At 58.0% G+C, this 25810-nt stretch carries 25 protein-coding genes; 15 read left to right on the top strand and 10 right to left on the bottom strand.

The window, feature by feature from the left end:
- The first annotated feature begins 79 nt into the window (after window positions 1–79).
- Window positions 80–307: a hypothetical protein gene (locus AC1MDT_RS17860; protein ID WP_480418323.1), complete on the top strand. Its 228-nt coding sequence runs from the start codon at window positions 80–82 to the stop codon at window positions 305–307.
- Between the two features lie 452 nt (window positions 308–759).
- Here the strand turns inward: AC1MDT_RS17860 and AC1MDT_RS17855 are convergent, their stop codons facing one another.
- The 5 genes from AC1MDT_RS17855 to dksA form a co-directional block, all read right to left on the bottom strand.
- Window positions 760–2196 carry a sigma-54-dependent transcriptional regulator gene (locus AC1MDT_RS17855; RefSeq protein WP_480418322.1) on the bottom strand — a complete coding sequence of 479 codons (1437 nt, stop codon included), beginning with the start codon at window positions 2194–2196 and terminating at the stop codon, window positions 760–762.
- 22 nt (window positions 2197–2218) lie between these two features.
- Window positions 2219–5173 carry a sensor histidine kinase gene (locus AC1MDT_RS17850; protein WP_414907590.1) on the bottom strand — a complete coding sequence of 985 codons (2955 nt, stop codon included), beginning with the start codon at window positions 5171–5173 and terminating at the stop codon, window positions 2219–2221.
- The gene (locus AC1MDT_RS17845) at window positions 5157–5333 is read right to left on the bottom strand and encodes a hypothetical protein (RefSeq protein ID WP_003176118.1); all 177 of its coding nucleotides are present in this window, start codon (window positions 5331–5333) and stop codon (window positions 5157–5159) included. The genes AC1MDT_RS17850 and AC1MDT_RS17845 overlap by 17 nt, the downstream gene beginning before the upstream one ends.
- Window positions 5334–5409: 76 nt before the next feature.
- Window positions 5410–6306: a tRNA glutamyl-Q(34) synthetase GluQRS gene (gene gluQRS / locus AC1MDT_RS17840; protein ID WP_480418321.1), complete on the bottom strand. Its 897-nt coding sequence runs from the start codon at window positions 6304–6306 to the stop codon at window positions 5410–5412.
- Between the two features lie 231 nt (window positions 6307–6537).
- Window positions 6538–6978 carry an RNA polymerase-binding protein DksA gene (dksA, locus tag AC1MDT_RS17835; protein WP_090179905.1) on the bottom strand — a complete coding sequence of 147 codons (441 nt, stop codon included), beginning with the start codon at window positions 6976–6978 and terminating at the stop codon, window positions 6538–6540.
- A gap of 334 nt (window positions 6979–7312) precedes the next feature.
- Here dksA and AC1MDT_RS17830 point away from each other — a divergent pair, with 334 nt between their 5' ends.
- Together AC1MDT_RS17830 and sfsA are read left to right on the top strand one after the other, a co-directional pair.
- Window positions 7313–8485 (top strand): pyridoxal phosphate-dependent aminotransferase, encoded by a 1173-nt coding sequence (locus tag AC1MDT_RS17830; RefSeq protein ID WP_480418320.1) that lies wholly within the window; start codon window positions 7313–7315, stop codon window positions 8483–8485.
- On the top strand, window positions 8485–9192 hold the full coding sequence (gene sfsA, locus AC1MDT_RS17825; protein ID WP_480418319.1) for a DNA/RNA nuclease SfsA: 708 nt from the start codon (window positions 8485–8487) through the stop codon (window positions 9190–9192). The genes AC1MDT_RS17830 and sfsA overlap by 1 nt, the downstream gene beginning before the upstream one ends.
- On the opposite strand, the gene AC1MDT_RS17820 is transcribed toward sfsA, so the two are convergent.
- Window positions 9189–9506 (bottom strand): Rieske (2Fe-2S) protein, encoded by a 318-nt coding sequence (locus tag AC1MDT_RS17820; RefSeq protein ID WP_480418318.1) that lies wholly within the window; start codon window positions 9504–9506, stop codon window positions 9189–9191. The genes sfsA and AC1MDT_RS17820 overlap by 4 nt on opposite strands.
- 246 nt (window positions 9507–9752) lie before the next feature.
- On the opposite strand from AC1MDT_RS17820, the gene AC1MDT_RS17815 reads away from it, so the two are divergent.
- Genes AC1MDT_RS17815 through AC1MDT_RS17805 form a run of 3 tightly spaced genes read left to right on the top strand, consistent with a single transcriptional unit; the run spans window position 9753 to window position 12373 of the window.
- Window positions 9753–10736, top strand: a complete 984-nt coding sequence (locus AC1MDT_RS17815; RefSeq protein ID WP_480422825.1) for a FecCD family ABC transporter permease — start codon at window positions 9753–9755, stop codon at window positions 10734–10736.
- Window positions 10736–11503 (top strand): heme ABC transporter ATP-binding protein, encoded by a 768-nt coding sequence (locus AC1MDT_RS17810; protein WP_480418317.1) that lies wholly within the window; start codon window positions 10736–10738, stop codon window positions 11501–11503. Before AC1MDT_RS17815 ends, AC1MDT_RS17810 begins: the two co-directional genes overlap by 1 nt.
- Before the next feature lie 18 nt (window positions 11504–11521).
- The gene (locus AC1MDT_RS17805; RefSeq protein WP_480418316.1) at window positions 11522–12373 is read left to right on the top strand and encodes a ChaN family lipoprotein; all 852 of its coding nucleotides are present in this window, start codon (window positions 11522–11524) and stop codon (window positions 12371–12373) included.
- A 288-nt stretch (window positions 12374–12661) separates the two neighbouring features.
- Here the strand turns inward: AC1MDT_RS17805 and AC1MDT_RS17800 are convergent, their stop codons facing one another.
- The 3 genes from AC1MDT_RS17800 to AC1MDT_RS17790 all read right to left on the bottom strand — a co-directional run bounded on the left by AC1MDT_RS17800 (window position 12662) and on the right by AC1MDT_RS17790 (window position 15169).
- The gene (locus AC1MDT_RS17800) at window positions 12662–12934 is read right to left on the bottom strand and encodes a TfoX/Sxy family protein (RefSeq protein WP_009050884.1); all 273 of its coding nucleotides are present in this window, start codon (window positions 12932–12934) and stop codon (window positions 12662–12664) included.
- A gap of 242 nt (window positions 12935–13176) precedes the next feature.
- On the bottom strand, window positions 13177–13521 hold the full coding sequence (locus AC1MDT_RS17795; RefSeq protein WP_480418315.1) for a pentapeptide repeat-containing protein: 345 nt from the start codon (window positions 13519–13521) through the stop codon (window positions 13177–13179).
- A 91-nt stretch (window positions 13522–13612) separates the two neighbouring features.
- Window positions 13613–15169 carry a bifunctional aminoglycoside phosphotransferase/ATP-binding protein gene (locus AC1MDT_RS17790; RefSeq protein WP_480418314.1) on the bottom strand — a complete coding sequence of 519 codons (1557 nt, stop codon included), beginning with the start codon at window positions 15167–15169 and terminating at the stop codon, window positions 13613–13615.
- 117 nt (window positions 15170–15286) lie between these two features.
- Here AC1MDT_RS17790 and mrcB point away from each other — a divergent pair, with 117 nt between their 5' ends.
- Genes mrcB through AC1MDT_RS17775 form a run of 3 tightly spaced genes read left to right on the top strand, consistent with a single transcriptional unit; the run spans window position 15287 to window position 18715 of the window.
- Window positions 15287–17611, top strand: a complete 2325-nt coding sequence (gene mrcB / locus AC1MDT_RS17785; RefSeq protein ID WP_480418313.1) for a penicillin-binding protein 1B — start codon at window positions 15287–15289, stop codon at window positions 17609–17611.
- Window positions 17612–17627: 16 nt separating this feature from the next.
- On the top strand, window positions 17628–18380 hold the full coding sequence (locus tag AC1MDT_RS17780; RefSeq protein ID WP_480418312.1) for a tetratricopeptide repeat protein: 753 nt from the start codon (window positions 17628–17630) through the stop codon (window positions 18378–18380).
- On the top strand, window positions 18380–18715 hold the full coding sequence (locus tag AC1MDT_RS17775; protein WP_480418311.1) for a YqcC family protein: 336 nt from the start codon (window positions 18380–18382) through the stop codon (window positions 18713–18715). Before AC1MDT_RS17780 ends, AC1MDT_RS17775 begins: the two co-directional genes overlap by 1 nt.
- Here AC1MDT_RS17775 and AC1MDT_RS17770 read toward each other — a convergent pair.
- The gene (locus AC1MDT_RS17770) at window positions 18699–19139 is read right to left on the bottom strand and encodes a DUF4124 domain-containing protein (RefSeq protein ID WP_480418310.1); all 441 of its coding nucleotides are present in this window, start codon (window positions 19137–19139) and stop codon (window positions 18699–18701) included. The genes AC1MDT_RS17775 and AC1MDT_RS17770 overlap by 17 nt on opposite strands.
- 400 nt (window positions 19140–19539) lie before the next feature.
- On the opposite strand from AC1MDT_RS17770, the gene AC1MDT_RS17765 reads away from it, so the two are divergent.
- The 6 genes from AC1MDT_RS17765 to msrQ all read left to right on the top strand — a co-directional run bounded on the left by AC1MDT_RS17765 (window position 19540) and on the right by msrQ (window position 25520).
- The gene (locus AC1MDT_RS17765; protein ID WP_480418309.1) at window positions 19540–21264 is read left to right on the top strand and encodes an acetolactate synthase 3 large subunit; all 1725 of its coding nucleotides are present in this window, start codon (window positions 19540–19542) and stop codon (window positions 21262–21264) included.
- Between the two features lie 2 nt (window positions 21265–21266).
- Window positions 21267–21758 carry an acetolactate synthase small subunit gene (ilvN, locus tag AC1MDT_RS17760; protein WP_003176102.1) on the top strand — a complete coding sequence of 164 codons (492 nt, stop codon included), beginning with the start codon at window positions 21267–21269 and terminating at the stop codon, window positions 21756–21758.
- Between the two features lie 48 nt (window positions 21759–21806).
- The gene (gene ilvC / locus AC1MDT_RS17755; protein ID WP_123404988.1) at window positions 21807–22823 is read left to right on the top strand and encodes a ketol-acid reductoisomerase; all 1017 of its coding nucleotides are present in this window, start codon (window positions 21807–21809) and stop codon (window positions 22821–22823) included.
- 143 nt (window positions 22824–22966) lie between these two features.
- Entirely contained in the window at window positions 22967–23824 is an 858-nt protein-coding gene (gene pssA, locus AC1MDT_RS17750) for a CDP-diacylglycerol--serine O-phosphatidyltransferase (RefSeq protein ID WP_414907577.1), read from the top strand.
- Between the two features lie 62 nt (window positions 23825–23886).
- Entirely contained in the window at window positions 23887–24900 is a 1014-nt protein-coding gene (msrP, locus tag AC1MDT_RS17745; protein ID WP_480418308.1) for a protein-methionine-sulfoxide reductase catalytic subunit MsrP, read from the top strand.
- Window positions 24900–25520: a protein-methionine-sulfoxide reductase heme-binding subunit MsrQ gene (gene msrQ / locus AC1MDT_RS17740; protein WP_480418307.1), complete on the top strand. Its 621-nt coding sequence runs from the start codon at window positions 24900–24902 to the stop codon at window positions 25518–25520. Before msrP ends, msrQ begins: the two co-directional genes overlap by 1 nt.
- Window positions 25521–25810: the final 290 nt, after the last annotated feature.

The following is a 25810-nucleotide window of genomic DNA, read 5'->3' as shown; positions in this document are numbered from 1 at the left end:
GGGGATTCTAGCATTTAGTCGGGGGATGGTGTAGGACACAGCAGATATGAGCTGTGAGTCGCAAGCTGTAGGAGCGAGCTTGCTCGCGAAAAAACCACTGGAAGCGCAGGGCATCTGGTTTTACGCATTATCGTTCACGTCTTTCGCGAGCAAGCTCGCTCCTACAGATAAGCAGGTTTTGCGAACCGCAGAAACCACAAGGGGAGCCGAAGCTCCCCAAGAAGTAGTTGCATGCTCTATTTTTATTATTGGTTTCGGGCTTTTTGTTTTTGTTAAGTGCCCACGTCATGAAGCTTTTCCTTCATGACCCTCCCAATCGGGAGCCAAGAGCAAACGGATTGCTTTGGTCGCTGTGCTGCAGTGATCTTGCGATCCAACCAGTTCAGGCTCTGTCTTAAGACAGTTTTTTGTTGTTCTCGGCCTGGTCGTGGGGCAAGCCCCAAATACAACGCCTCTCCAAAAGAATCAGTTAGCTGCGCCTCTCGCCGTCTTGTTTTTATTGTGCGTGAGTCGATACGTCTTATTTTTATTGTCTTGTACATTGCTTGTTATTGTTCTTGTACTAAACATATAGCAGGGTGCGTGCCAACTTTTGCAAACCCCAATAAAACAAGGGGTTAGGTCGTTTGCTGGCCTTGCTGAGGGCCAAAAAAAGCCGGGGCTTCGTTACCGTAAGCCCCGGCTTCTGTTACGTGAAAAAGCTGAGGTAACAGTTTTTTCACAATGTCACGTGTTACCCACGGGTCAGACAGGCGCGGTTCAGCTCTCGCTGGCCACCCCGGTCTTGCGCCGTGGAATGCCCAGGCGTTGACGGCGCTCCCACAGGCATTTGCGACTGACCCCGAGTTTGCGTGCGAGCTCGGTTTCGGTCATGTGGTCCTGATGTTCGAGTACGAAGTGCTGGAAGTAGTCTTCCAGCGACAGGTCTTCGGTCGGTTCATGGCTGGTGTTGCCGGCGTTGGTGCCCTGTTGCGGCGCCAGGCCGATGAAGTCGTCGTCTTCCAGATCGCTCAGTTCGATGTCGATACCCAGCAGCTCGGCGGAAATCTCCGGGCTCTCGCACAGGATGACGGCGCGCTCGACGGCGTTCTCCAGCTCACGAACGTTCCCCGGCCAGGTGTAATGACGAATCGCCTGCTCGGCATCCGGGGCAAACTTCAGGTCGGTGCGGTTCACCCGCGCGCTTTGTCGCGCCAGGAAGGCATTGGCAATTTCGTTGACGTCGGCACCACGCTCGCGCAAGGCCGGCAGTTTCAGGGCGATAACGTGGAGACGGTAATAAAGGTCTTCACGGAACTGACCGATCTTCGCCAGGCTCTTGAGGTCCCGGTGAGTGGCGGCAATCAGGCGTACATCGACTTTCTGCGACTGAACCGAGCCGACCCGGCGAATTTCACCTTCCTGCAGCACGCGCAGCAGGCGAGCCTGGGCTTCCAGTGGCAGTTCGCCGATTTCGTCGAGGAACAAGGTGCCGCCGTCCGCAGCTTCCACCAAGCCTGCACGCCCGGCGCTGGCGCCCGTGAACGCGCCCTTTTCGTGGCCGAACAGTTCGGACTCGATCAGGCTTTCCGGAATGGCCGCGCAGTTCACCGAAATCATCGGCGCCTTGGCGCGTTTGGACAGGTTGTGCAGGGCGCGCGCCACCAGCTCTTTACCGGTGCCGGATTCGCCCTGGATCAGGACATTGGAATCGGTCGGTGCGACTTTGCGGATCTTGCTGTACAGGTCCTGCATCGGAGGGCAGGAGCCGATGATGCCGATTTCGCCGTTGCTGTTATCGACACCCGGCTTCGCCGCGCCATTGGCCGCTTTGCCAGTGAGCGGTTCGCCACTGGCTGGCACCGATTGCCGGTCACGAAGGATTCGCGCGACGGCCTGGAGCATTTCGTCGTGATCGAAAGGCTTGGCGATGTAATCCACCGCGCCCATCTTCATGGAGTCGACGGCAGAACGCAGGCTTGCGTAGCTGGTCATGATCAGCACCGGCGTGCCCTGGCCGAGCTTGATCAGCTCGGTACCCGGTGCGCCAGGCAGGCGCAGGTCGCTGACGATCAGGTCGAACGTGGGAATAGTGAAGCGTTCTTGTGCTTCCTGCACTGAACCGGCTTCGCTGACCTGGTACTGGTTACGTTCCAGCAGGCGGCGCAAGGCGGAGCGGATAATTGTTTCGTCTTCGACGATCAAAATGTGCGGCATTGATTCGATACTCTCGACGGTCTCAGTTCACAGCGGACGTCGCTTCGACATGACGCGGCAAGGTCACCCGGATACGGGTGCCGCGTTGGCTTTGAACATCAGCCGGGCTGTCGATGGTGATTTGTCCATAATGCTCTTCAACGATGGAATAGACCAGTGCAAGGCCCAGACCGGTGCCTTCGCCGGGGTCCTTGGTGGTGAAGAAAGGTTCGAACAATCTATCCATGATGTTCTTCGGAATGCCGCTGCCTTCGTCTTCCACGATCAGGTCGACGGTGTGCTCGCCGGCTTCGCTTTTGACGCGCACTGCACTGCCGGGAGGCGAGGCATCACGGGCGTTTGAGAGCAGGTTGATCAACACTTGGGCGAGGCGCTGCGGATCGCCTTCGACCCAGTGATCGGGGTCGCACAGGTTGTAGAACTGCACTTCGAAATTGCGTCGGTTCAGGGCCAGCAGGCCGATGGCATCCTGGGCCACCTCCGCCAGACAGACGGGCTCATCACTGTGCTGATGACTGCCCGCGTGGGCGAAACTCATCAGCGATTGAACGATGCGCGATACGCGTTTTGTCTGCTCGAGGATCTGTCCGCTGATTTCCTTGAGTTCGCTGTCTTCTTCGCGCTCTTCGCGCAGGTTTTGCGCGAGGCAAGCGATGCCGGTGATCGGGTTGCCGATTTCATGGGCTACGCCGGCGGCGAGTCGGCCAATGCTGGCCAGCCGCTCGGAGTGCACCAGTTTGTCTTCGAGCATCTGCGTTTCGGTCAGGTCTTCCACCAGCAACACCAAGCCGCTATTGCCCGGTGCAAGCGGTTCATCGATCGCTGCTTTGTGCAGGTTCAGCCAGCGGGTCTGGCCATCGAGGGCCAAGTGCTGTTTGTGCAAGTGTTCGTCCGGCAGGTTGATGAAACCTTGCAGCAGTTCTTTCCACGGATCGGCAATGGTGCTCAGGCGCGAGCCGACCACGCGTTGCGCGGCAATTCCGGTCAATTCCTCCATGGCTTTGTTCCACATGAGGATTTCCTGATCCTTGGCCAGCGAGCACACGCCCATCGGCAATTCCTGCAGGGTCTGGCGGTGATAGCGGCGCAGGGCGTCAAGTTCGGCAGCCAGGCCGGTGAGGCGTGAGTGGTAGTCTTCAAGGCGACTTTCGATGAAGTGGATGTCTTCAGTCACGTAGTTTTCGCCGCCCGCCTTGTACGGCAGGAACGTCTCCACCATGTCCTGGGCCACGCTCGGCCCCATAAGGCCGGAGAGGTTGGCTTCGATCCGGTCGCGCAAACGGCGCAAGGCGTAAGGCCGACGCTCGTCGAATGGCAGATAAAGATCACGCAAGGCCTGTTCGACTTCTTTCTGAGCAGCCTTGGCGCCCAAAGGTTTAGCCAGTTGCGTGGCGAATTCCTGTGGCGATGCCGCGTGCAATTCGCGGCGTTGCGGGCGACGCACGTTATCCACTGCGCAGGCTTCGGCGGCGCTGGCTTCTTCGGTGCTGGCATTGGTGAACAGCGAGATCAGGGTGAACATCAGCACGTTGGCGGCCAGCGATGCGATCGCCGCCATGTGCCAACTGGTGTCGTCCAGCACGTAGATCATGTTCAGCAGTGGAATATAGAAGCCCTGCAGATTGCTCACCAGCGGCAGTAGCATGGTCACCAGCCATACCAGAATCCCCGCCAGCAACCCGGCGATGAAGCCTCGGCGGTTGGCGGTCGGCCAATACAGGACAGACAACACGCCGGGTAAAAATTGCAGGGTGGCGACGAAGGCGACGATCCCCAGGTTAGCCAAATCCTGTTCGGCGCCCAGCAGCAGATAGAAGCCGTAGCCGGCCATGATGATCGCGACGATCAGCGCCCGGCGGGTCCACTTCAACCAGCGGTAGATATTGCCTTCGGCCGGGGGCTGATAAAGCGGCAGCACCAAGTGGTTCAGCGCCATGCCGGACAATGCCAGGGTGGTCACGATGATCAGGCCGCTGGCTGCCGACAGTCCACCGACATAGGCCAAGAGCGCCAGGGCCTTGCTGTTGGCGGCGATGCCAACACCCAGGGTGAAATATTCCGGATTGGTGGTGGCACCCAGCTTCAGGCCGGCCCAGAGAATCAGCGGCACTGCCAGACTCATCAGCAGCAGGAACAGCGGCAAGCCCCAGCTCGCACTGACCAGCGAGCGCGGGTTGAGGTTTTCGGTGAACGTCATGTGGTACATGTGCGGCATCACGATCGCGGAAGCGAAGAACACCAGCAACAGCGTGCGCCATGGGCCTTCCTGCAACGGTGTGTGCAGGGCAGCGAGGGCTGTCTGGTTTTGCAACAGCCAGACTTCCAGCTGTTGCGGGCCGTCGAACACGCCATAAAGGGCATACAGGCCGACCCCGCCGATGGCGATCAGTTTGATCACCGATTCGAAGGCAATCGCGAACACCAGGCCTTCGTGTTTCTCGCGGGTAGCGATGTGGCGGGAACCGAAGAAAATCGTGAACAGTGTAATCAGCGCGCAAAAGCTCAGGGCCACGCGATGTTGCACGGGTTCACGGGTGAGAATGCCGATGGAGTCGGCGACGGCTTGAATTTGCAGGGCCAGCAACGGCAGTACGCCGATCAACATGAAGATCGTGGTCAGTGCGCCAGCCCAGGTGCTGCGGAATCGAAACGCGAACAGGTCAGCCAGGGACGACAGCTGATACGTACGGGTGATCTTCAGAATCGGATACAGCAAAACCGGCGCCAGCAGAAATGCCCCGGAAACCCCGAGGTAGCTGGACAGGAAGCCATAGCCATATTGATAAGCCAGCCCCACCGTGCCGTAAAACGCCCAGGCACTGGCGTAAACACCCAGCGACAGGGTGTACGTCAGGGGGTGGCGAATGATCGCCCGGGGGATCATGCCCCGTTCACTGATCCAGGCTACGCCGAACAGCACCGCCAGGTACGCGGCGCTGATCAGGATCATCTGGGTCAGGCTAAAGCTCATCGGCATCTTTTTGGCTCTGCAGGATGAAGGTCACGACGATCAGAATCAGCCAGAGCAGATAAGGGCGATACCAGGCGCCAGTGGCGTCGATCCACCAATCCATGATGGCCGGGGAGAACAGGTAAATCCCCACTACCAGGAGCAGGACCAAGCGATAGATGTACATCCCGGCCTCTCTTTTTATGCGCGTGCCCGAAAACGTGCGGCGATGGTAACGGATGGGCGCGCCACTGCAAGCATGTTCACTGCAGTTGCGCTTCGGGCAGGTTCAGTGTGCGGGGGATCAGCAACGCATCCCAGTGGGCAATGCCCCAGTTCAGCACTTCTTGCGGTGTTGCGTAAGTCAGTTCGGCGCCCGGATTCTGCCCGAGTGCACGCAATGCGCGCAGCAGCAAAGGCGTGGCCTGGTCTTCGGTCAGTGGCGGCGAACGGTAGGATTTACCGAGCTTGTTGCCATCGGGCTGGGTAATCAGCGGGATGTGCAAATATCGCGGCTGCGGCAGGCCGAGCAATTCTTGCAGGTAGAGCTGGCGCGGCGTGGAGTCGAGCAAGTCGGCGCCACGGACAATGTCAGTGATGCCTTGCCAGGCATCGTCCAGCACCACCGCCAATTGATAGGCGTAGAGCCTGTCGCGGCGGCGAATCACGAAATCGCCGACCTCTCGACCCAGGTGCTGGCGATACTCGCCCTGGACCCGGTCGATGAAATGGTATTCCAGCTCGGGCACCCGCAGGCGAATCGCCGCGTTTTCAGTGCCATGACCGGCATTGCGGCACAGCCCCGGATAAATGCCGTGATAGGGCTCGAGCTGTTTGCGCGAACAGGTGCAGGCGTAGGCCAGGCCATGATTGAACAGGCGATTGAGGACTTCGGCGTAGGCATCGTGCCGGTCGCTCTGGCGAATCATCTCGCCGTCCCACTCGAAACCATAGCTTTCCAGTGCCTTGAGAATAGCCGCCTGAGCGCCGGGCTCTTCCCGTGGAGGATCGAGATCTTCCATGCGCACCAACCAACGACCGCCCACGGCGCGTGCGTCGAGGTACGAGGCCAGCGCTGCGACCAGCGAACCGAAATGCAGATGTCCACTGGGCGTGGGGGCGAAGCGCCCGATGTAGGTGGGGGAGACGATGGTGGTCATGAAGGCAATGTTACTTTTTCCAGGCTTGCGCCAGACAACTGTAGGAGCGAGCTTGCTCGCGAAGGTCGTCAACGATAACGCTGCAAGCCTGATACCCCGCGGCGTTCTCGGGTTCATCGCGAGCAAGCTCGCTCCTACAGTGATGGCGATTTTATAGACACAACAGATATCAGCAAATGTCAGAAACAAAAACGGAGCGTTCGCACGCTCCGTTCTTCGTTCAAGTCGATGTTACTTGCCGACTTGTTTTTCCTTGATTTCCGCCAGGGTCTTGCAGTCAACGCACATGTCGGCGGTAGGGCGGGCTTCAAGGCGCTTGACCCCGATTTCGACGCCGCACGACTCGCACCAGCCATACTCTTCGTCTTCGATCAGCTGCAGCGTCTTGTCGATTTTCTTGATCAACTTGCGTTCGCGATCGCGGGCACGCAGCTCAAGGCTGAATTCTTCTTCCTGGCTGGCACGGTCTGCCGGGTCCGGGAAGTTGGCCGCTTCGTCTTTCATGTGATCAACCGTACGGTCGACTTCCTGCATCAAGTCCTGTTTCCACTTGTTCAGGATCTTGGTGAAGTGAGCGCGCATGGGCTTGCCCATGTACTCCTCGCCCTTTACTTCTTTATAGGGTTCGAAGCCGCTGATCGACTGGTTTTGCTGCTTTGCTTGGGTGGACATGAAATAGACCGCCTCTACTCTTGTAATCCATTGCGCAGGATTGCTCCATCACCGACACCTGCCGGCCCTGCGGCTGCAAGCGGGCGAACTTACCAGATCAAATCGGACCGCGCTACTCCCGGATGTCGAGGTAGTGGCCCGAGGGGCTTGCAAATGATTGCAAAGCCTTGTCTGGTGGCGATGGAGACCTGATCAATTAATGATTTTAGTCAAACCTGGAGCACTCGTTTGAGTCGTTTGTGGTCAGGGTTATAACGGCTCTGACCGCTTTAGGTTCTCGCTCGTTCCTGCGCTTGGGTAGAATCGGCTTTTTTCTCCTGTTGAAGGAAGACCCATGGCCCAGCACTACAGTGCCCGCAGTCGCGCGATCGAACCATTTCATGTCATGGCATTGCTGGCGCGGGCCAATGAATTGCAAGCGGCGGGTCACGACGTGATCCACCTGGAAATCGGCGAGCCGGACTTCACCACCGCCGAGCCCATCATCCAGGCCGGCCAGGCCGCGCTGACGGCGGGCAAGACCCGTTACACCGCCGCACGTGGCATTCCCGAGTTGCGCGAAGCGATTTCGGGCTTCTATCAGCAGCGTTATGGGTTGAACATCGATCCGCAGCGCATCCTCATCACGCCTGGCGGTTCTGGCGCGTTGCTGCTGGCCAGTGCCTTGCTGGTGGACCCCGGCAAACATTGGCTGCTGGCGGACCCGGGTTACCCCTGCAATCGTCATTTCCTGCGGCTGGTCGAAGGCGCGGCGCAGCTTGTACCTGTCGGTCCGGACGTGCGCTATCAGTTGACCCCGGACCTGGTGGCCCGCCATTGGGATCACGACAGTGTTGGCGCTCTAGTGGCGTCGCCAGCGAATCCGACCGGGACGATTCTGACCCGCGACGAATTGGCCGCACTGTCTGGCGCCATCAAGGAGCGCCACGGCCATTTGGTGGTGGACGAGATTTATCACGGCCTGACGTACGGCACCGAGGCGGCCAGCGTGCTGGAAGTCGATGACAGCGCTTTTGTACTCAATAGTTTCTCTAAGTATTTCGGCATGACCGGGTGGCGGCTCGGTTGGCTCGTGGCCCCGGAGGCGGCGGTTGGAGAGTTGGAAAAACTTGCCCAGAACCTCTACATAAGCGCCCCGAGCATGGCTCAGCACGCTGCGTTGGCCTGTTTCGAGCCCGCGACGATCAGCATTCTCGAAGAGCGTCGGGCCGAGTTCGGGCGTCGTCGGGATTTCCTGTTGCCCGCCCTGCGTGAGCTGGGATTCAACATCGCGGTGGAACCGGAAGGCGCGTTCTATTTGTATGCTGATATCAGCAAGTTCGGCGGCGATGCCTTCGCGTTCTGCCGACATTTTCTCGAAACCGAGCACGTGGCGATTACCCCGGGCCTGGACTTCGGTCGCTATCAGGCCGGGCATCACGTGCGCTTTGCCTATACCCAAAGCCTTCCACGATTGCAGGAAGCCGTTGAGAGAATTGCTCGCGGCTTGAAGAGCTGGCAAGGCTGATGCGCTTTCATCCTCCTCTCGAAGAAGGTCGCTTGATCCGACGTTACAAGCGTTTTCTCGCCGATATCGAAACCGTTAGCGGCGAGTTGCTGACCATCCACTGCCCTAACACCGGCTCGATGCTCAATTGCCAGGTCGAGGGCGGGCAGGTCTGGTTCAGTCGCTCCGATGACCCCAAGCGCAAATTGCCCGGCACTTGGGAAGTCGGCGAAACCCCTCAAGGACGGCTGTTTTGCGTGAATACCGGACGTGCCAACGGCTTGATCGAAGAGGCTCTGCGGGGAGGCGTCATCACTGAGCTGAACGGCTTTACCGAGTTGAAACGCGAAGTGGCTTACGGTCAGGAAAGCAGCCGCATTGATTTTCGTCTCGACTACCCGAGTGGGCCGGCCTATGTAGAAGTCAAAAGCGTAACCCTGGGCTTCGATGCTTCAGCGGTGGCGGCGTTTCCCGACGCCGTCACGCAGCGCGGGGCCAAGCATTTGCGCGAACTCGCGCATTTGGCACGGGGCGGGATTCGCGCCGTGCAGTTGTATTGCGTAAACCTCAGCGGCATCGATGCAGTGCGACCCGCAGAGGAAATCGACTCAGCTTACGCGGCAGCCTTGCGTGAGGCGGTGGCATGCGGCGTTGAAGTGCTGGCCTATGGCGTGCAGTTGAGCCACGAAGAAATGGTGGTCGATCGGCGTCTTGAGGTGTTGATCTAATGGTTGATCCAGATTCCTTGCTCGTCTTCGTGGCAAGGAACGCGGGTCAGCGATTGCCCGGCGCATGGGCCGGCGACACATTCGCCGTCCTCGATCAGAAACAACGCGCCGTGGGTCGCGCACTGGATCAGGCTGTTGCTGGGGTCAAGAAACCGGTCGGGCGTCCACTCCAGCCCGACACCTCGGTGCGGGCAGCGGTTGAGGTAGATATAGACCTGACCGCCCCGGCGCACGGCCAACAGCTTTTGTCCGTCGATGTCGAAACCGCGGCTGCTGTCATCAGCTAATTCGGCACCCGTACAAAGCAACTTCATGTCTATCCTCAAGTTCCGTGGCTCGTGGTCCGAGCTTGGCGTTTAAATGCAAGTAATTATCAAATGTACACTCTTTCCTGCGGGGGAGCAGGTGTCAGAAACCAAGGATACTGGGCCTGTCATCTCGATGCGCGGGAAAACCTTTAAGGAAGCTGTTTATGCACCTGAGTACCCGCATTGCAATACCGCCCTATGACCATTCTGGTTAAGCCTCGTGCGTTGTTCATTGGTCTGAGCCTGCTGTGTTTGGTGGCGACCTGGTTGTCGTTGGCGTTGGGGCCGGTCAGCCTGCCGTTGCTCGACACCTTGCGTGCAGCGTTGCGCATGGTCGGCCTGCCCATTGCGCCCGACGGGCTGGAGCAGGCTGAACTGATCCTGGGGCAGATTCGCTTGCCGCGAACCTTGCTGGGTTTGGCGGTTGGCGGTGTGCTGGCGCTGTCTGGCGTAGCGATGCAGGGGTTGTTTCGTAATCCGCTAGCCGATCCGGGGCTGGTGGGCGTCTCCAGTGGCGCGGCTTTGGGGGCGGCGATTGCGATTGTCGGCGGCTCAGTGTTTGGCGGCTTGCCTGAATCGTTCGGACCTTATTTATTGTCGGTGTGCGCGTTTCTCGGCGGCTTGGGTGTAACGGCGTTGGTCTATCGGTTGGGGCGCAGTAATGGCCAGACGAACGTCGCGACCATGCTGTTGGCGGGTATCGCGTTGACGGCTTTGGCCGGTTCGACGGTAGGACTGTTCACCTACCTGGCGGATGACGCGACGCTTCGCACACTGACGTTCTGGAACCTGGGCAGTCTTAACGGTGCCAGCTATTCGCGGTTATGGCCGCTGTTGCTGGTGACCGCCGGTATGGCGCTGTGGTTGCCGCGCCGGGCCAGGGCCTTGAACGCCTTGTTGTTGGGCGAATCGGAGGCCGGTCACCTGGGTGTCAACGTTGAAGGACTCAAGCGCGAATTGGTGTTCTGCACGGCGCTGGGCGTCGGCGCGGCGGTGGCGGCAGCGGGAATGATCGGTTTTGTCGGACTGGTGGTGCCTCATTTGGTGCGATTGCTGGCGGGCCCCGATCATCGGGTGTTGTTGCCGGCGTCGGTGTTGGCCGGGGCCAGTCTCTTGTTGTTCGCCGATCTGGTCGCGCGCCTGGCGCTGGCCCCGGCGGAGTTGCCGATCGGGATTGTCACGGCGTTTATCGGCGCACCGTTCTTCCTGTTTTTGTTGCTACGGAGGCGCGCCTGATGTTGCGCACGCAGAATCTGCAAATCCGTCGGGGCACAAAGACGGTTCTGACAGGTATCACGCTGGAGCTGAAGCCGGGTGAAGTCCTTGGCGTATTGGGCCCTAACGGCGCCGGCAAAAGCACCTTGCTGGGTGCCTTGTGCGGAGAATTGAAGGCAGATCAAGGCAGTGTCTGGCTCGATGAGCGCGAGTTGAGTCGTTGGAACGGGGCAGATCGAGCCCGGCGATTGGCCGTGTTGCCGCAGGTGTCGACGCTGGATTTTGCGTTTCGCGTGGAAGAAGTGGTCGGCATGGGCCGTTTGCCTTATCAAAGCGGTCAAGCCCGCGATGACGAAATTGTCGCGGCTGCATTGCAGGCCGCCGATGCCGGGCACTTGTGTGGCCGCAGTTATCTGGCCTTGTCGGGTGGCGAGCGTCAGCGGGTACATCTGGCGCGAGTGCTTGCGCAGTTGTGGCCGGGTGAGGCGGGGCAGACGTTGTTGCTCGATGAACCGACGTCGATGCTCGACCCGTTGCATCAGCACATCACCTTGCAAGCGGTGCGCGAGTTCGCCGATCGTGGCGCGGCAGTGCTGGTGATCCTGCATGATCTGAACCTTGCGGCGCGCTATTGTGATCGCCTGTTGTTGCTCGAAGGTGGACGTTCGGTGGCACTCGATACGCCAGAGCAGGTGTTGCGTCCGGAACCGCTCAAAGCGGTGTTCGGGCTGGAAGTGCTGGTACAGCGGCACCCGGAGCGCGGGCATCCGCTGATCATCGCCCGCTGAATTTTTGAGGGGGAGTCCATGCGAGGGATTTTGATGCTGGTCTTGCTGTTGTTGAGTGCTTGCCAGCACCTGTCCGCGCCGCCACCGGTGGCAGGCCAGATTCTGGACTTGCGCAGCGGGCAGGCACTGACGGCACAGGAACTGGTTGGCCGGTTGGCCCAGTCTTCGCGGCTGATCGTGGGGGAACAGCATGACAATCGTGACCACCATGAAGTGCAATTGTGGTTGTTGAAGGCATTGGCTGAGCAGCGACCCCAAGGCAGTCTGCTGTTGGAGATGCTCACGCCGGATCAACAGCGGCGAGTCGATGATGTTCGTCTCACTTCGACACCACCGGTGGATTTACCCGGTGCATTAGCCTGGCAATCTGGTTGGGACTGGGATTTGTACGGGCCGATCATGCGTTTCGCGTTGACTCAGCCGTACCCGCTGTTGGCGGCCAACCTCGACACCCTTGAAGTCCGTACCGTCTACGCCAAGCCGCCAGCGCTGAGCGGCTCGCGCTCTAACAGCGCTTCAGTCAGGGACGAATTGCTGAAGCAAGTCAGTGAGTCCCATTGCGGCCTGCTGCCCCAATCACAAATGCCAGCGATGTTGGCGGTCCAGCAGCAGCGTGATCGGCGTATGGCTGAGCGTCTGCTCGCGGCCCCCATGCCTTCTTTGCTGTTTGCCGGCGCTTACCATGCGCGAAAAGATGTCGGCGTGCCGATCCATGTGCTGGATCTGGGGGCGTCGCAAGCGCCGGCAGTGTTGATGCTGGCGCAGCAGGGCAGCGAGGTCACGGCAGCCATGGCCGATTACGTTTGGTACACACCTTCGACGCCGGCGCAGGATTACTGCGCGCAGATGCGCAAGCAGTTCGGCAAGTAAGAAGATAACTTTTCCTCGGGCAAAAAAAGACCCGGCAAGAGCCGGGTCAAATAACCGTGATTAGCCTGATGAGGAGATATCTGAGCGTCCGAACCAAGGGCTTTTCAAATATCGACCAGTCTCGCGACCAGTTGCGGTAATAATATCGATTCTCATTATCAAGTCAACTGCTGATTTTTGGCTTATTTGAAATGCGCCGTCAATTCGCTGCAGAAGCCGTAATTATTGGACTTAACCCTCTGGTTGCGGGTAACGAGCTGAATGATCTGGTTGTTCAGCCGATCCCGTTTAATTCTTGTGGCGTGACGAAATAGCGTCCAACTGTTTGTTCAGGGCTTCCTTGCGCTCGGCGGGGATGTCGTTCCAATGCACATCCATCAGCGCGCCTTCGATCGCATACAACAACACCTTGGATGCTCGAAACCCGCGCGTGCGCACGGCCCGATAAGCATCCACCGCCCCCAGGCGACGCAAGTCCGAAGCACTGTGAATGCCCACGGCATGCAGCCACTGCGCAGACGTCTTGCCAAGATTCTTCAAGTGCTGCAGTTCATCATTCATCAAGCCTCCTTGCGACGGCCGAACGGAGCGTGGGCGAGCTTCTCAGGAGTGTAGCCATCAGTAGGAAAAGCGTGATTGTTTGGTTGGTTTCGACGCAAACGCTTCTAAGAGGCAAAGCCGTGATGCGTCGGGAACGTTCATGAACAGGGTAGGCAGAGGGGACGGGAATCAGCTTTCAGGTGAAAAATGCGCAGAGTCCAGCGCGGAGCAGGCGCGCCGGACTTGTCCGTTACGGGTCGCTTTTAGCGGGTGCGATATCGCAGGCGTGTGCCGAAATTCATCGACATCAGAATCTCGTCGGCACTCAGCTCTGGCGGAAAGTAGGCGCCGGAGATTTGCGCGTGAGCCAGGCTTGCGCCTTCCAGAATCGAGTGACTGAAGTCGATGCCGCGCAAATCGGCGGAGCGGAAATAGGCATCGGAAAAGTCAACGCCATCAGCATTCAATTCGCGAAGGTCCAGCCCACGGAAGTCGCCACCGACCATGTCGATAGGCCCATCTACAGGGCGTTCCTTGTTAAAGCCTGTGATGTCGTCTTTGTGCAGCAAGGCATAAAGCGGGGTGTCGAGAAGTTTCGGCTGGCTCATGTCGCATCACCTGTTGGTTTTATGACGCCAGTATAGTGCCACTATTTGACAGTCGTGAAGCCGCCTGAGGCTTCACGACTGAAATACTTTCTTAGAGGCCTGGCAGGCGTTGACGGATCTGTGCCACGACAGTATCGAGGGTTCCGCTTTCATTGGTCTGCACACGTTTGCTGCAGAGGATCTCTGCTGGCGTCAGCGCTTCACGATTCGCTTGCTGGGCCTTGATAACGGCCAGGTTGGCATCGGACGGATCCTTTTTGTCTGCCTGACGCAGGGCCAGCCAAGCCTCGATCACCGCTTGTGGTGCATTGCAATCGAGGATCAGGAACGGTGCGCCGGTGGCCTCGGCAATTTTCGCTGCGCCGTCGCGCTGGTCGCGTTTGAGGTAGGTGGCATCGACTACTACCGGGAAGCCCGCGCGCAGTATCACGGCTGCGATTTCATGCAGGCGGGTGTAGGTCGCGGCGCTGGCGTCGGCACTGTAGATGCCGGCTTGCGGGTCGTTCGCGACGGTTTGCTCGCCGAACAGGCGTTTGCGTTCTACGTCAGAGCGCAGGCGGATGGCGCCCAGCGCTTCCACGAGGCGCATGGCAACGTGGCTTTTGCCGACGGCGGAAACACCGTGGGTGATAGCCATGAAGCGCGAAGGAATGGTGCTGTAGCTTTCTGCCAGGTTGGCGTAGTTGCGGTACTGGCGCAGGGTTGTGGCGCGTTGCACCGGGTCGGCCTCGGCGGGCATGCTGAACAGGCTGACTTTGGCGCGAACCAGTGCGCGGTAGGCTTTATAGAAGTTCAGTAACTCAAGACCCTGGTAGTCACCGGTCAACTCCAGGTATTGGCTGATGAAGCGGCGTGCCAGGCTTTTCAGGCCACGGTCTTCCAGGTCCATCGCCAGGAAGCCGGTGTCGGCATAAACATCGGTGAAGCGGAACGGCTCGTTGAACTCGATGCAGTCGAAGATCACGACCTTGCCATCGATCACGGTGGCGTTACCCAAATGGATGTCGCCATGGCATTCACGGATGAAGCCGTCAGCCTTACGTTGGGCGAACAGCGGCTTGAGGCGTTCAAAGCTGCTTTCGGCCCAGGCTTGCAGCGCATCGAGTTGCAGCAGATCGGCCTTGTCGCTGAGGAATGGGCGGATCTGGTCGAAGTTCTGCCGGACCGGCGCCATCACGCTGTCCGGGGTGCCGGCTTCGTGATCGGCCGGCACTTTCGGTGCGGTGAGGTGGAACCGGGCAATCTGTTCGGCCATCTCGTCGATGTGCGCGGTGGTTAATTCGCCGTTGGCCTGCAATGTGCTCAGCAGTTGGCTCTGTGGGAACTGACGCATTTTCAGGGCGTAATCAACGACCGGGCCATCACCACCCAATTGCGGTGCCTCGGCGCTACCGGTGATCGGCAACACTTCGAGGTACAAATCATGGGTCAGACGTTGGTTCAGACGCAGCTCCTCGCCACAAAAATGCTTGCGAGCGTCGAGGCTGGTGAAGTCGAGAAAGCCGAAATTCACCGGCTTCTTCACTTTATAAGCAAAGGGGCCTGTGAGGATGACCCAGGAGATATGGGTCTCGATGACCTGGAACCCGTCCACAGGATGCGGGTAGAGGGCAGGGTTTTGCAGGGCAGCGATCAGTGACTGGCTCACAGGCGATCCTTCATAGTCTGGGAAAATTCAAGGTCGTCATTATGGCTGCAAGTCCGTCCGACGCAAACCTCGGCAGGCGCCTGTTGAGTCTGAATAAAGTGCGTATAATCCGCCGCCATGACTCGTACCCGATCCCCACGCACCCCCAAAAAACCACCTTCCAAGGGCCTGCGCCCCTGGCTGGGCTGGGCCCTTAAACTCAGTCTGGTCGGCCTTGTGGTGCTCGCCGGATTTGCGGTCTACCTCGACGCCATCGTCCAGGAGAAGTTCTCTGGCAAGCGCTGGACCATCCCGGCCAAGGTGTATGCGCGCCCGCTCGAGCTGTTCGTCGGACAAAAGCTAAGCAAAGACGACTTTCTGACCGAACTCGATGCCCTTGGCTATCGTCGCGAAAGCGTGGCCAACGGCCCCGGCGCCGCCTCGGTCAACGGCAATACCGTTGACCTCAACACCCGTGGTTTCCAGTTTTATGAAGGTATGGAGCAAGCGCAACCGGTGCGGGTGCGATTCTCCGGCGACTACGTGGCCGAGCTGTCGGCGACCAACGGCTCAAAGCTTTCTGTCGTGCGCCTGGAGCCGCTGCTGATTGGTGGCCTGTACCCGAAAAACCTTGAAGACCGGATCTTGATCAAGATCGATCAGGTGCCGCCTTATTTACTCGACACCCTCATAGCCGTCGAAGACCGCGACTACTATCACCACTTCGGGGTTTCACCGAAGTCGATTGCGCGCGCGATCTGGGTCAATGGCTCGTCCGGCCGCATGCGTCAGGGGGGGAGTACGCTGACCCAACAGTTGGTCAAAAACTTCTACCTGACCAACGAACGCAGTCTGACCCGCAAACTCACCGAAGCGATGATGGCGTTGCTGCTTGAGTTGCATTACGACAAGCGCGAGATTCTTGAGGCGTACCTCAATGAAGTATTCATCGGCCAGGACGGTCAGCGTGCGGTGCATGGTTTCGGCCTGGCCAGTCAGTTCTTCTTCAGTCAGCCGCTGTCGGAGCTGAAACTGCATCAAGTCGCGTTACTGGTGGGCATGGTCAAAGGGCCGTCCTCCTACAATCCGCGTCGCTACCCCGAACGTGCTCTTGAACGGCGTAACCTGGTGCTCGACGTGTTGCAAGAGCAGGGCGTTGCCACGCCTGAGCAAGTCGACGCCGCGAAGAAGATGCCGTTGGGCGTGACCACGCGTGGCAGTCTGGCGGATAGCTCGTTCCCGGGCTTCCTCGACCTGGTCAAGCGTCAGTTGCGCGAAGACTATCGCGATGAAGACTTGACCGAAGAAGGCCTGCGTATCTTCACCAGCTTCGACCCGATCCTGCAGATGAAAGCCGAAGCGTCGGTCAACGACACCTTCAAACGTCTGGCCGGACGCAAAGGCTCCGATGATGTCGAAGCAGCCATGGTCGTGACCAACCCGGAAACCGGCGAAGTCCAGGCCATGATCGGCAGTCGCCAGGCGAGTTATGCCGGATTCAACCGTGCACTGGATGCTGTACGACCAGTCGGTTCGTTGATCAAGCCGGCGGTTTATCTGACGGCCCTAGAGAAACCGAGTCAGTACACCTTGACCAGTTGGCTGTCGGACGAATCTTTTTCGGTCAAAGGCGCGGATGGTCAGGTCTGGAAACCGCAGAACTATGATCGTCGTTCCCATGGCACCGTTTTCCTTTACCAGGGCCTGGCACATTCCTACAACCTGTCGACCGCCCGTCTCGGGTTAGCGGTGGGCGTGCCGAATGTCCTGAAGACGCTGGGGCGCCTGGGCATAACTCGAGAGTTCCCGGCATTCCCGTCGATGTTGCTGGGGGCCGGTGGAATGACCCCGATTGAAGTGGCGACCATGTACCAGACGCTCGCCAACGGTGGTTTCAATACGCCAATGCGCGGGATCCGTAGCGTGTTGACCGCCGAAGGTGAGCCGCTCAAGCGTTACCCGTTCCAGATTCAGCAGCGTTTCGATCCGGCGTCCATTTACCTGATCCAGAGCGCGATGCAGCGGGTTATGCGTGAAGGTACCGGCAGCTCGGTTTATAACGTGTTGCCGAAGACCCTGACGCTGGCCGGCAAGACCGGTACCAGTAACGATTCGCGAGACAGCTGGTTCGCAGGTTTCAGTCAGGATTTGCTGGCCGTGGTCTGGCTGGGTCGCGATGACAACGGCAAGACACCATTTACCGGGGCCACCGGTGCGCTACAGGTCTGGACCAGTTTTATGCGCAAGGCCGATCCGCTGCCACTGGACATGCCGCAGCCAGACAACATTGTTCAGGCATGGGTCGATTCCCGTACCGGACAAGGTTCTGAGGCCAACTGCCCAGGCGCCGTGCAGATGCCGTATATTCGCGGCAGTGAACCGCCTCCCGGCGCCGCTTGTGGTGGCGCAAGCCCTGCTTCCGGTGAAACGGTGATGGATTGGGTCAAGGGCTGGTTGAATTAAGCAAAGAGGGTTTCAAGTGAACAAGTGGTTGATTCCAGCGGTTACCGCCGTGGCTTTGCTCAGCGGTTGCTCCACCGTACAGCGCGGTTCGATTCCGGTTGTAGATTCCGGCAGCGCCGTTTCCAACAGTGAGCGGATTTCGACGAATGGCGGGTTCCGTCAGACGACAGTGAAACGTCCCGTGCAGGCCCAGACGCAGGCGATTCCACAGGGGGATAGCGGTGTGGTGGTGATGGTTCCGGGTGGCGGCGCCGTGACCTCGACGCCGATCAGCACTGCGCCGATCACGCCTGGCCCGATTACGCCGGGTCCGGTTGACACGTCACCGATCGACTCGTCACCCGTTCAGGCTGCACCGATCAATCAAGGCAGCTATAGCATGCCGTCGACACCCAGCGGGATCCCTTCGGCCAATACCGGTGGTGGCCTGTCTGCGGATGAGCAGCTGGACGGTCCGGTTTTGGCACTGCTGACCACCGCTCAGCAACAACAGGCCAGTGGTGACCTCAACGGTGCTTCTTCCAGCCTCGAGCGCGCTCAGCGGGTTGCGCCGCGTGAGCCACAAGTGCTCTATCGCCTGGCGCAGGTACGCATGGCGCAAGGCGATGCGGCACAGGCCGAACAGTTCGCCCAACGTGGTCTGACGTTGGCCAATGGTCGTCCGGATCTTCAAGCCAGCCTGTGGGGATTGATCGCCCAGGCACGCGAGAAACAAGGTGATTCCGCCGGTGCTGCGCTGGCCCGTCAGAAGGCCAAGGTTTCGCTGTGATGGACTCTCGTTTTCCGAAGATCGCCGAGCAGTTGCTGTTGATTGAACGTGAACTGCGCGTTCAGGGCTGGTGGGACGAGGTCTCACCCTCCGCTGAAGCGCTTTCCAGCGTCGAGCCGTTTTCGGTCGATACGCTGGATTTCGAACAGTGGCTGCAGTGGATCTTCCTGCCGCGCATGAAGATGATCCTCGAACAGGATTTGCCGCTGCCCAATGCCTCCGGGATTCAGGAGATGGCCGAAATGGTCTTCGCTGCCCGTAATGTCCAGGGCAAGGATCGGTACTTGCAGGTTCTACTCAAAGAGTTCGACCTGCTGATCACTGCCTCCCGCTGACTCCGTTTTGTTGTACGCAGTTATCCGCAATCCGTTTCTGTGCTTCGGTGGTGCGCTCCTGACGTTGCGGGTCGGTCAGGCGGCGCATCTCACCATCGACATCCTCCCGTAGTCGCGGATTGTTCTGCAGTTGTGCCAGGTTTGTTCGAGCCTGCTCGCAAAATACCTTTAGCTGGGCTTGCTGCTCGGCGACCTGCTTTTTCACAGTGTTGTCGATGGTCTGTTGATCACCGATGGCGTTGCTGCGTGGCAGCGTGGCCGGTTTGTCGACAGGTGAGGAGGGCATCGTCATCGTTGTCGCTTCCTGGTCTTGCGGCGGTTGTGCGCCGAAGTGGGTGACGCCCTGCGTGTCGACCCATTTATAAATCTGCCCCGCCATGCACCACGGGCTGATGAGCAGACTGATCATGAACAGCCTTCGCATGTCATTTCCTTGCCATGAGTTGCGCAATTGAAGCTAACACAGTTGATGTTTAGGGGGGTTTTCTTGCTTTCTCATGTGCTTACTTCAATAAAGCACATAGACGACTTGACTTGCAGAGGACGAAACAGAAGAATCCAAAGTCCGCTGTAGAGGGACTGCCAAAAGCAGACCCACTCAGCAGATCATGAGGCGCACACCCGCGCCGACCTGTTACACCCGCAACGCGTTACCTCGCGCTGGGTGGGAAAGGCCCGCAACACTTGGGACGATCCCAATACTTGCTCAGTCAGTGCTGACGTAGTCGGCGACCACCGTCGCTCATGCTCTGCTGAGAAGTAAACCTATTAAGACCCGTCCTCTTTTATGTGGGCGGTATTCTGGCGTTTTAGAGGTGAACAACGTGGAGCTTTTATCTGGCGGTGAGATGATCGTCCGCTTTTTGCGTGACGAAGGCGTCAAGTATATCTATGGGTACCCGGGCGGTGCCGCATTGCATATCTACGATGCTCTGTTCAAAGAACCAGCTGTTCAACATATCCTCGTTCGCCATGAGCAGGCAGCCACTCATATGGCTGACGGCTATGCGCGTGCCACCGGCAAGGCTGGCGTCGTACTGGTGACTTCCGGTCCTGGCGCGACCAATGTCATCACCGGTATTGCCACGGCGTACATGGACTCGATCCCAATGGTGATCCTGACCGCCCAAGTGCCAAGCATGATGGTCGGTACCGATGCGTTCCAGGAAACCGACATGATCGGTATCTCCCGGCCGATCGTGAAACACAGTTTCATGATCAAGCATGCTTCGGAAATCCCGGAAGTCATGAAAAAGGCCTTCTACCTGGCGCAGTCCGGTCGACCTGGTCCTGTCGTTGTCGACATTCCAAAAGACATGACCAACCCGGCCGAGAAGTTCGAATACATCTTCCCGAAAAAAGCCAAGCTGCGTTCCTACAGCCCGGCGGTTCGTGGCCACTCGGGCCAGATCCGCAAGGCCGTGGAAATGCTGTTGGCGGCCAAGCGGCCGATCATCTATGCCGGCGGCGGCGTCATTCTGGGTAACGGCTCCGCGCCGTTGACCGAATTGGCGCAACTGCTGAACGCGCCGGTCACCAATACCTTGATGGGCCTTGGCGCCTATCCGGGCAGCGACCGCCAGTTCCTCGGCATGCTCGGTATGCACGGCAGCTACACCGCCAACCTGGCGATGCACCATGCGGACGTGATCCTGGCTGTTGGCGCGCGCTTCGATGACCGTGTTATCAACGGTGCATCGAAGTTCTGCCCAAGCGCCAAGATCATCCACATCGATATCGACCCGGCTTCGATCTCCAAGACCATCAAGGCTGACGTTCCTATCGTAGGCCCGGTGGAAAGTGTATTGACCGAAATGGTCGCTACCTTCAAAGAAATCGGCGAGACCCCTAACAAGGACTCGGTTGCTGCCTGGTGGAAGCAAGTTGAAGAGTGGCGCGGTGATCGTGACATGTTCCCTTACAACAAGGGTGACGGCAGCATCATCAAGCCACAGACCGTGATTGAAACCCTGCACGAAGTGACCAAGGGCGATGCCTATGTGACTTCCGACGTTGGGCAGCACCAAATGTTCGCGGCGCAGTACTACCGCTTCAACAAGCCGAATCGCTGGATCAACTCCGGTGGCCTGGGCACGATGGGCTTCGGTTTCCCGGCAGCAATGGGCGTGAAACTGAACTTCCCGGACGCAGATGTGGCGTGTGTGACCGGTGAAGGCAGCATCCAGATGAATATCCAGGAGCTGTCGACTTGCCTGCAGCATGATTTGCCGGTAAAGATCATCCTGCTCAATAACGGCGTGCTTGGCATGGTCCGTCAGTGGCAGGACATGAGCTACGGCGCACGTCACTCGCACTCCTACATGGAATCGTTGCCGGACTTCGTCAAGTTGGCCGAGGCCTATGGTCACGTCGGTATGCGCATCACGGACTTGAAGGATTTGAAGCCGATGATGGAAGAGGCATTCGCCATGAAGGATCGCCTGGTGTTCATCGACATCAAAGTCGATGCCGGCGAGCACGTCTACCCGATGCAGATCAAAGACGGCTCCATGCGTGATATGTGGCTGAGCAAGACGGAGCGTACTTAATCATGCGGCACATTATTTCCTTGCTTCTGGAAAACGAACCCGGCGCCCTGTCTCGTGTAGTCGGCCTGTTCTCGCAGCGCAACTACAACATCGAAAGCCTGACCGTGGCGCCAACCGAAGACCCGACTCTGTCGCGTCTGACGTTGACCACTGTCGGCCACGATGAAGTCATCGAGCAGATCACCAAGAACCTGAACAAGCTGATCGAAGTGGTCAAATTGGTCGACCTGTCGGAAAGTGCTCACATCGAGCGCGAGCTGATGCTGGTCAAGGTCAAGGCTACCGGCGCCCAGCGCGCCGAGATCAAACGCACTACCGATATTTACCGTGGGCAGATCGTCGATGTCAGCGCTAGCGTGTATACCGTTCAACTGACCGGTACCAGCGACAAGCTCGACAGCTTCATTCAGTCCATTGGCACCGCCTCGATTCTGGAAACCGTCCGTAGCGGCGTAACCGGTATTGCCCGCGGCGACAAAGTACTCAGCATCTAAACCAAATTAGCGAATGGCCTGAACGGCCTGGATATATAGGGGAATTTCATGAAAGTTTATTACGAAAAAGACTGCGACCTGTCGATCATCCAGGGCAAGAAAGTTGCCATCATTGGTTACGGTTCCCAAGGCCACGCTCAAGCGTGCAACCTGAAAGACTCCGGCGTTGACGTTACGGTTGGTCTGCGTAAAGGTTCGGCCACTGTTGCCAAAGCCGAAGCTCACGGCCTGAAAGTGACCGACGTTGCTTCTGCAGTGGCTGCTGCCGACCTGGTCATGATCCTGACCCCGGATGAGTTCCAGTCTGCTCTGTACAAAAATGAAATCGAGCCGAACATCAAGAAAGGCGCCACTCTGGCCTTCTCCCACGGCTTCGCGATCCATTACAACCAGGTCGTTCCGCGCTCTGACCTCGACGTGATCATGATCGCGCCGAAAGCACCGGGTCACACCGTGCGTTCCGAGTTCGTCAAAGGCGGCGGTATTCCTGACCTGATCGCTATCTATCAGGATGCTTCCGGCAACGCCAAAAACGTTGCACTGTCCTACGCAGCTGGCGTCGGTGGCGGTCGTACCGGCATCATCGAAACCACCTTCAAGGACGAGACCGAAACCGACCTGTTCGGCGAACAAGCCGTTCTGTGCGGCGGTACCGTTGAGCTGGTTAAAGCCGGTTTCGAAACTCTGGTTGAAGCTGGCTACGCGCCGGAAATGGCCTACTTCGAATGCCTGCACGAACTGAAGCTGATCGTTGACCTCATGTACGAAGGCGGTATCGCCAACATGAACTACTCGATCTCCAACAACGCTGAGTACGGCGAGTACGTGACAGGTCCGGAAGTGATTAACGCCGAGTCCCGTCAGGCCATGCGTAACGCCCTGAAACGTATTCAGGACGGCGAATACGCCAAGATGTTCATCAGCGAAGGCGCTACCGGCTACCCTTCGATGACCGCCAAGCGTCGTAACAACGCCGCTCACGGTATCGAAATCATCGGCGAGCAACTGCGCTCCATGATGCCGTGGATCGGTGCCAACAAGATCGTCGACAAAGCCAAAAACTAAGTCACGCACTTGTACGGAAGACGCGGCCTAGGCCGCGTTTTTTCGTTTGGCCGGTCGTTCTGGTATAAAGCTGCAGCGTTTGTGGCCGAACCGTCGTCCCAGACACCTGTCGAAACTTTCCACCCCGTTGCAAGGTAATGTCCATGAGCGAACGTCCCGAAGAGCCAAACCAGGCTTCTGACGCCGAAAGTCTGCTGCCCATCGATGAACATATCGAAGAAGGGCACGACGCTGAAGGCCGTAAAGTCCGGCATCGTGGTATCTATCTTCTGCCGAATCTGTTCACCACTGCGAACCTGTTCGCAGGGTTTTACTCCATCATCAACTCGATGAGCGCACAAAGCGCCTTGAGTGCCGGTGATTCAATTGGCGCAAGCAAGTATTTTGCTTTTGCCGCCATCGCGATTTTTGTCGCCATGGTGCTCGACGGCCTTGATGGTCGTGTTGCCCGTATGACGAATACCCAGAGCGCCTTCGGTGCGGAATACGATTCGCTGTCGGACATGGTCGCCTTTGGTGTCGCGCCGGCATTGCTGGCATTTGGCTGGGCCTTGGGCGATATGGGCAAAGTCGGCTGGATGGTTGCTTTCATCTATGTCGCTGGCGCGGCATTGCGCCTGGCGCGGTTCAATACTCAGGTAGGTACCGCGGACAAGCGTTACTTCATTGGTCTGGCCAGTCCGGCTGCTGCTGGCGTGGTTGCAGGTATCGTCTGGGCGTTCAGCGATTACGGGATCCAGGGGTCCAAGATGTCCTTCCTGGTCGCACTGATGGTCGCGGCTGCCGGCATGCTGATGGTCAGTAACATCAAGTACAACAGCTTCAAGGAACTGGATCTGAAAGGGCGCGTACCTTTCGTGGCAATCCTGGCTGTCGTGTTGGTGTTTGCCGTCGTATTCAGTGATCCGCCGCGCATTCTGCTTCTGGTTTTCCTCGCGTATGCGGCTTCTGGCCCGGTTCAATATCTGTTACGTCTTCGTCGGCGTAAAAACGCCGAGTGACCTGATTTCCCTCATACTCCGCAGTCTATTGGTGCACTGTCCTCCAATGCTGCGGAGTTGCCATGCTGATCAAAATTCCCAAGGCGTCTGACTGTCATGAGTCGGACATCACGCCTGAATCCTTCTATCTATCTCGCCGTCATGTACTCGGTGCTGCCGTTGCCGGTTTGACTGTGAGCAGTTTGCCGCGTTGGGCCAGTGCTGAAGATTCCGCACGATATGCGGATGTCGAGGCTGGCAACGTACCTTCCTGGTTTGCCGAGAAACTTCCTTCTGTCAAATGGGGGGCGGTCAACGTCAAGGATGAGGCGATCACGCCATTCAACGATGCGACCCATTACAACAACTTCTATGAGTTCGGCACTGATAAAGGCGATCCGGCGGCCAATGCCGGCGCGCTGAAAACTGAACCATGGAGCGTGGTGATTGATGGGGAAGTGGGTAAGCCGGGGCGGTACGCACTGGAGGACTTCATGAAGCCTTATCAGTTGGAGGAGCGGGTTTATCGCCTTCGTTGTGTGGAAGCGTGGTCGATGGTCATTCCATGGATCGGATTTCCTGTCTCAGCCTTGCTGAATGTCGTCGAGCCGACCTCTAAGGCGAAATTTATTCGCTTCGAGACCCTGCAAGATCCCAAGACCATGCCGGGGCAACGCTCCGGTTTTGCCTTGATCGACTGGCCTTATGTAGAAGGGCTGCGTTTGGATGAGGCGATGAACCCGTTGGCAATTCTTGCGGTGGGCATGTACGGGCGAGAATTACCTAATCAAAACGGCGCACCTCTACGTTTGGTGGCGCCGTGGAAGTATGGCTTCAAGAGCGTCAAATCCATCGTTCGGATCAGTCTGGTCAGCGAGCAGCCGAAAACCACCTGGCAGAGTATTGCTGCGGACGAATATGGCTTTTATGCGAACGTGAATCCGACAGTCGATCACCCGCGCTGGACTCAGGCTCGGGAGCGGCGTTTGCCGAGTGGCCTGTTCAAGCCCAATGTGCGAGACACCCAGATGTTCAATGGCTACTCGGATGAAGTCGCTTCTCTATATACAGGTCTCGATCTTCGGAAGAACTACTGATGCGGTATTCGTTCTGGCGTATCGGCGTTTTCATTTCTGCAGCAGTTTGGCCGCTGCTTTGGTTGTACCAAGCCTGGGCAAATGCGCTTGGGCCTGATCCGGGCAAGGTGTTGGTTGACCGGTTGGGGTTGGGGACGTTGGTTCTTTTGCTCGTTACGCTAAGCATGACGCCGTTGCAGAAACTTACGGGTTGGGCGGGGTGGATTGCTGTTCGACGACAACTGGGCTTGTGGTGCTTTGCTTATGTCGTTTTGCATCTGAGCAGTTATACGGCGTTCATTCTTGGCTTTGATTGGTCGCAGCTAGGCGTCGAGCTGCGCAAACGCCCATACATTATCGTTGGTGCGCTGGGGTTTCTATGTTTGCTAGCGCTCGCGGCGACTTCCAATCGCTATAGTCAGCGGCGTTTAGGTGTTCGTTGGAAGAAGCTCCACCGTCTGGCCTATTTGATTCTCGGGCTTGGACTACTGCATATGTTGTGGATCGTGCGTGCGGATCTGAAGGAGTGGGTAGCCTATGCCTCTATCGGGGCATTACTGTTGATACTGCGTATCCCTGCAATTACCCGTCGAATCCCGCGTTTATTGGCTAAAAAGACACCTTCCGCAACAAAGGCGTAATTAAGGGTTGACGGCAGATTCCAGACGTCTATAATTCGCCCCACTTCCGGCGCAGTCGAAACGGAAAACTCCTTGGTAAACAATGAGTTACGCAGTTTTCGGCAGCAAGTTGCTTCAGGTCATCGAAGCGCGAAAGGAGTTGAAAAAGAGGTGTTGACAGCAGCGAGTAACGCTGTAGAATTCGCCTCCCGCTAACGAGAGATCGAAAGCGCAAGTGGTTGAAGTTACAAAGGAAACTTTGAAAGCTTCGGAAAATAACCGCTTGACAGCAACAGAGGCTGCTGTAGAAT

The sequence above is a fragment of the Pseudomonas sp. ASL7 genome (assembly GCF_056680375.1).
The sequence above is the reverse complement of the archived record's forward strand: the minus strand, read 5'-3'. Positions and strand labels throughout refer to the sequence as shown.

Excerpts from the sequence above, each read along its gene's own strand:
- ilvN (WP_003176102.1), top strand. The coding sequence starts at position 21,267 with ATGCGGCACATTATTTCCTTGCTTCTGGAAAACGAACCCGGCGCCCTG.
- AC1MDT_RS17795 (WP_480418315.1), bottom strand. The coding sequence starts at position 13,521 with ATGAGCCAGCCGAAACTTCTCGACACCCCGCTTTATGCCTTGCTGCAC.
- dksA (WP_090179905.1), bottom strand. The coding sequence starts at position 6,978 with ATGTCCACCCAAGCAAAGCAGCAAAACCAGTCGATCAGCGGCTTCGAA.
- AC1MDT_RS17770 (WP_480418310.1), bottom strand. The coding sequence starts at position 19,139 with ATGCGAAGGCTGTTCATGATCAGTCTGCTCATCAGCCCGTGGTGCATG.
- msrP (WP_480418308.1), top strand. The coding sequence starts at position 23,887 with ATGCTGATCAAAATTCCCAAGGCGTCTGACTGTCATGAGTCGGACATC.
- AC1MDT_RS17855 (WP_480418322.1), bottom strand. The coding sequence starts at position 2,196 with ATGCCGCACATTTTGATCGTCGAAGACGAAACAATTATCCGCTCCGCC.
- AC1MDT_RS17805 (WP_480418316.1), top strand. The coding sequence starts at position 11,522 with ATGCGAGGGATTTTGATGCTGGTCTTGCTGTTGTTGAGTGCTTGCCAG.
- AC1MDT_RS17800 (WP_009050884.1), bottom strand. The coding sequence starts at position 12,934 with ATGAATGATGAACTGCAGCACTTGAAGAATCTTGGCAAGACGTCTGCG.
- AC1MDT_RS17810 (WP_480418317.1), top strand. The coding sequence starts at position 10,736 with ATGTTGCGCACGCAGAATCTGCAAATCCGTCGGGGCACAAAGACGGTT.
- mrcB (WP_480418313.1), top strand. The coding sequence starts at position 15,287 with ATGACTCGTACCCGATCCCCACGCACCCCCAAAAAACCACCTTCCAAG.
- pssA (WP_414907577.1), top strand. The coding sequence starts at position 22,967 with ATGAGCGAACGTCCCGAAGAGCCAAACCAGGCTTCTGACGCCGAAAGT.
- AC1MDT_RS17830 (WP_480418320.1), top strand. The coding sequence starts at position 7,313 with ATGGCCCAGCACTACAGTGCCCGCAGTCGCGCGATCGAACCATTTCAT.
- sfsA (WP_480418319.1), top strand. The coding sequence starts at position 8,485 with ATGCGCTTTCATCCTCCTCTCGAAGAAGGTCGCTTGATCCGACGTTAC.
- ilvC (WP_123404988.1), top strand. The coding sequence starts at position 21,807 with ATGAAAGTTTATTACGAAAAAGACTGCGACCTGTCGATCATCCAGGGC.
- gluQRS (WP_480418321.1), bottom strand. The coding sequence starts at position 6,306 with ATGACCACCATCGTCTCCCCCACCTACATCGGGCGCTTCGCCCCCACG.
- AC1MDT_RS17775 (WP_480418311.1), top strand. The coding sequence starts at position 18,380 with ATGGACTCTCGTTTTCCGAAGATCGCCGAGCAGTTGCTGTTGATTGAA.
- AC1MDT_RS17850 (WP_414907590.1), bottom strand. The coding sequence starts at position 5,173 with ATGCCGATGAGCTTTAGCCTGACCCAGATGATCCTGATCAGCGCCGCG.
- AC1MDT_RS17820 (WP_480418318.1), bottom strand. The coding sequence starts at position 9,506 with ATGAAGTTGCTTTGTACGGGTGCCGAATTAGCTGATGACAGCAGCCGC.
- msrQ (WP_480418307.1), top strand. The coding sequence starts at position 24,900 with ATGCGGTATTCGTTCTGGCGTATCGGCGTTTTCATTTCTGCAGCAGTT.
- AC1MDT_RS17845 (WP_003176118.1), bottom strand. The coding sequence starts at position 5,333 with ATGTACATCTATCGCTTGGTCCTGCTCCTGGTAGTGGGGATTTACCTG.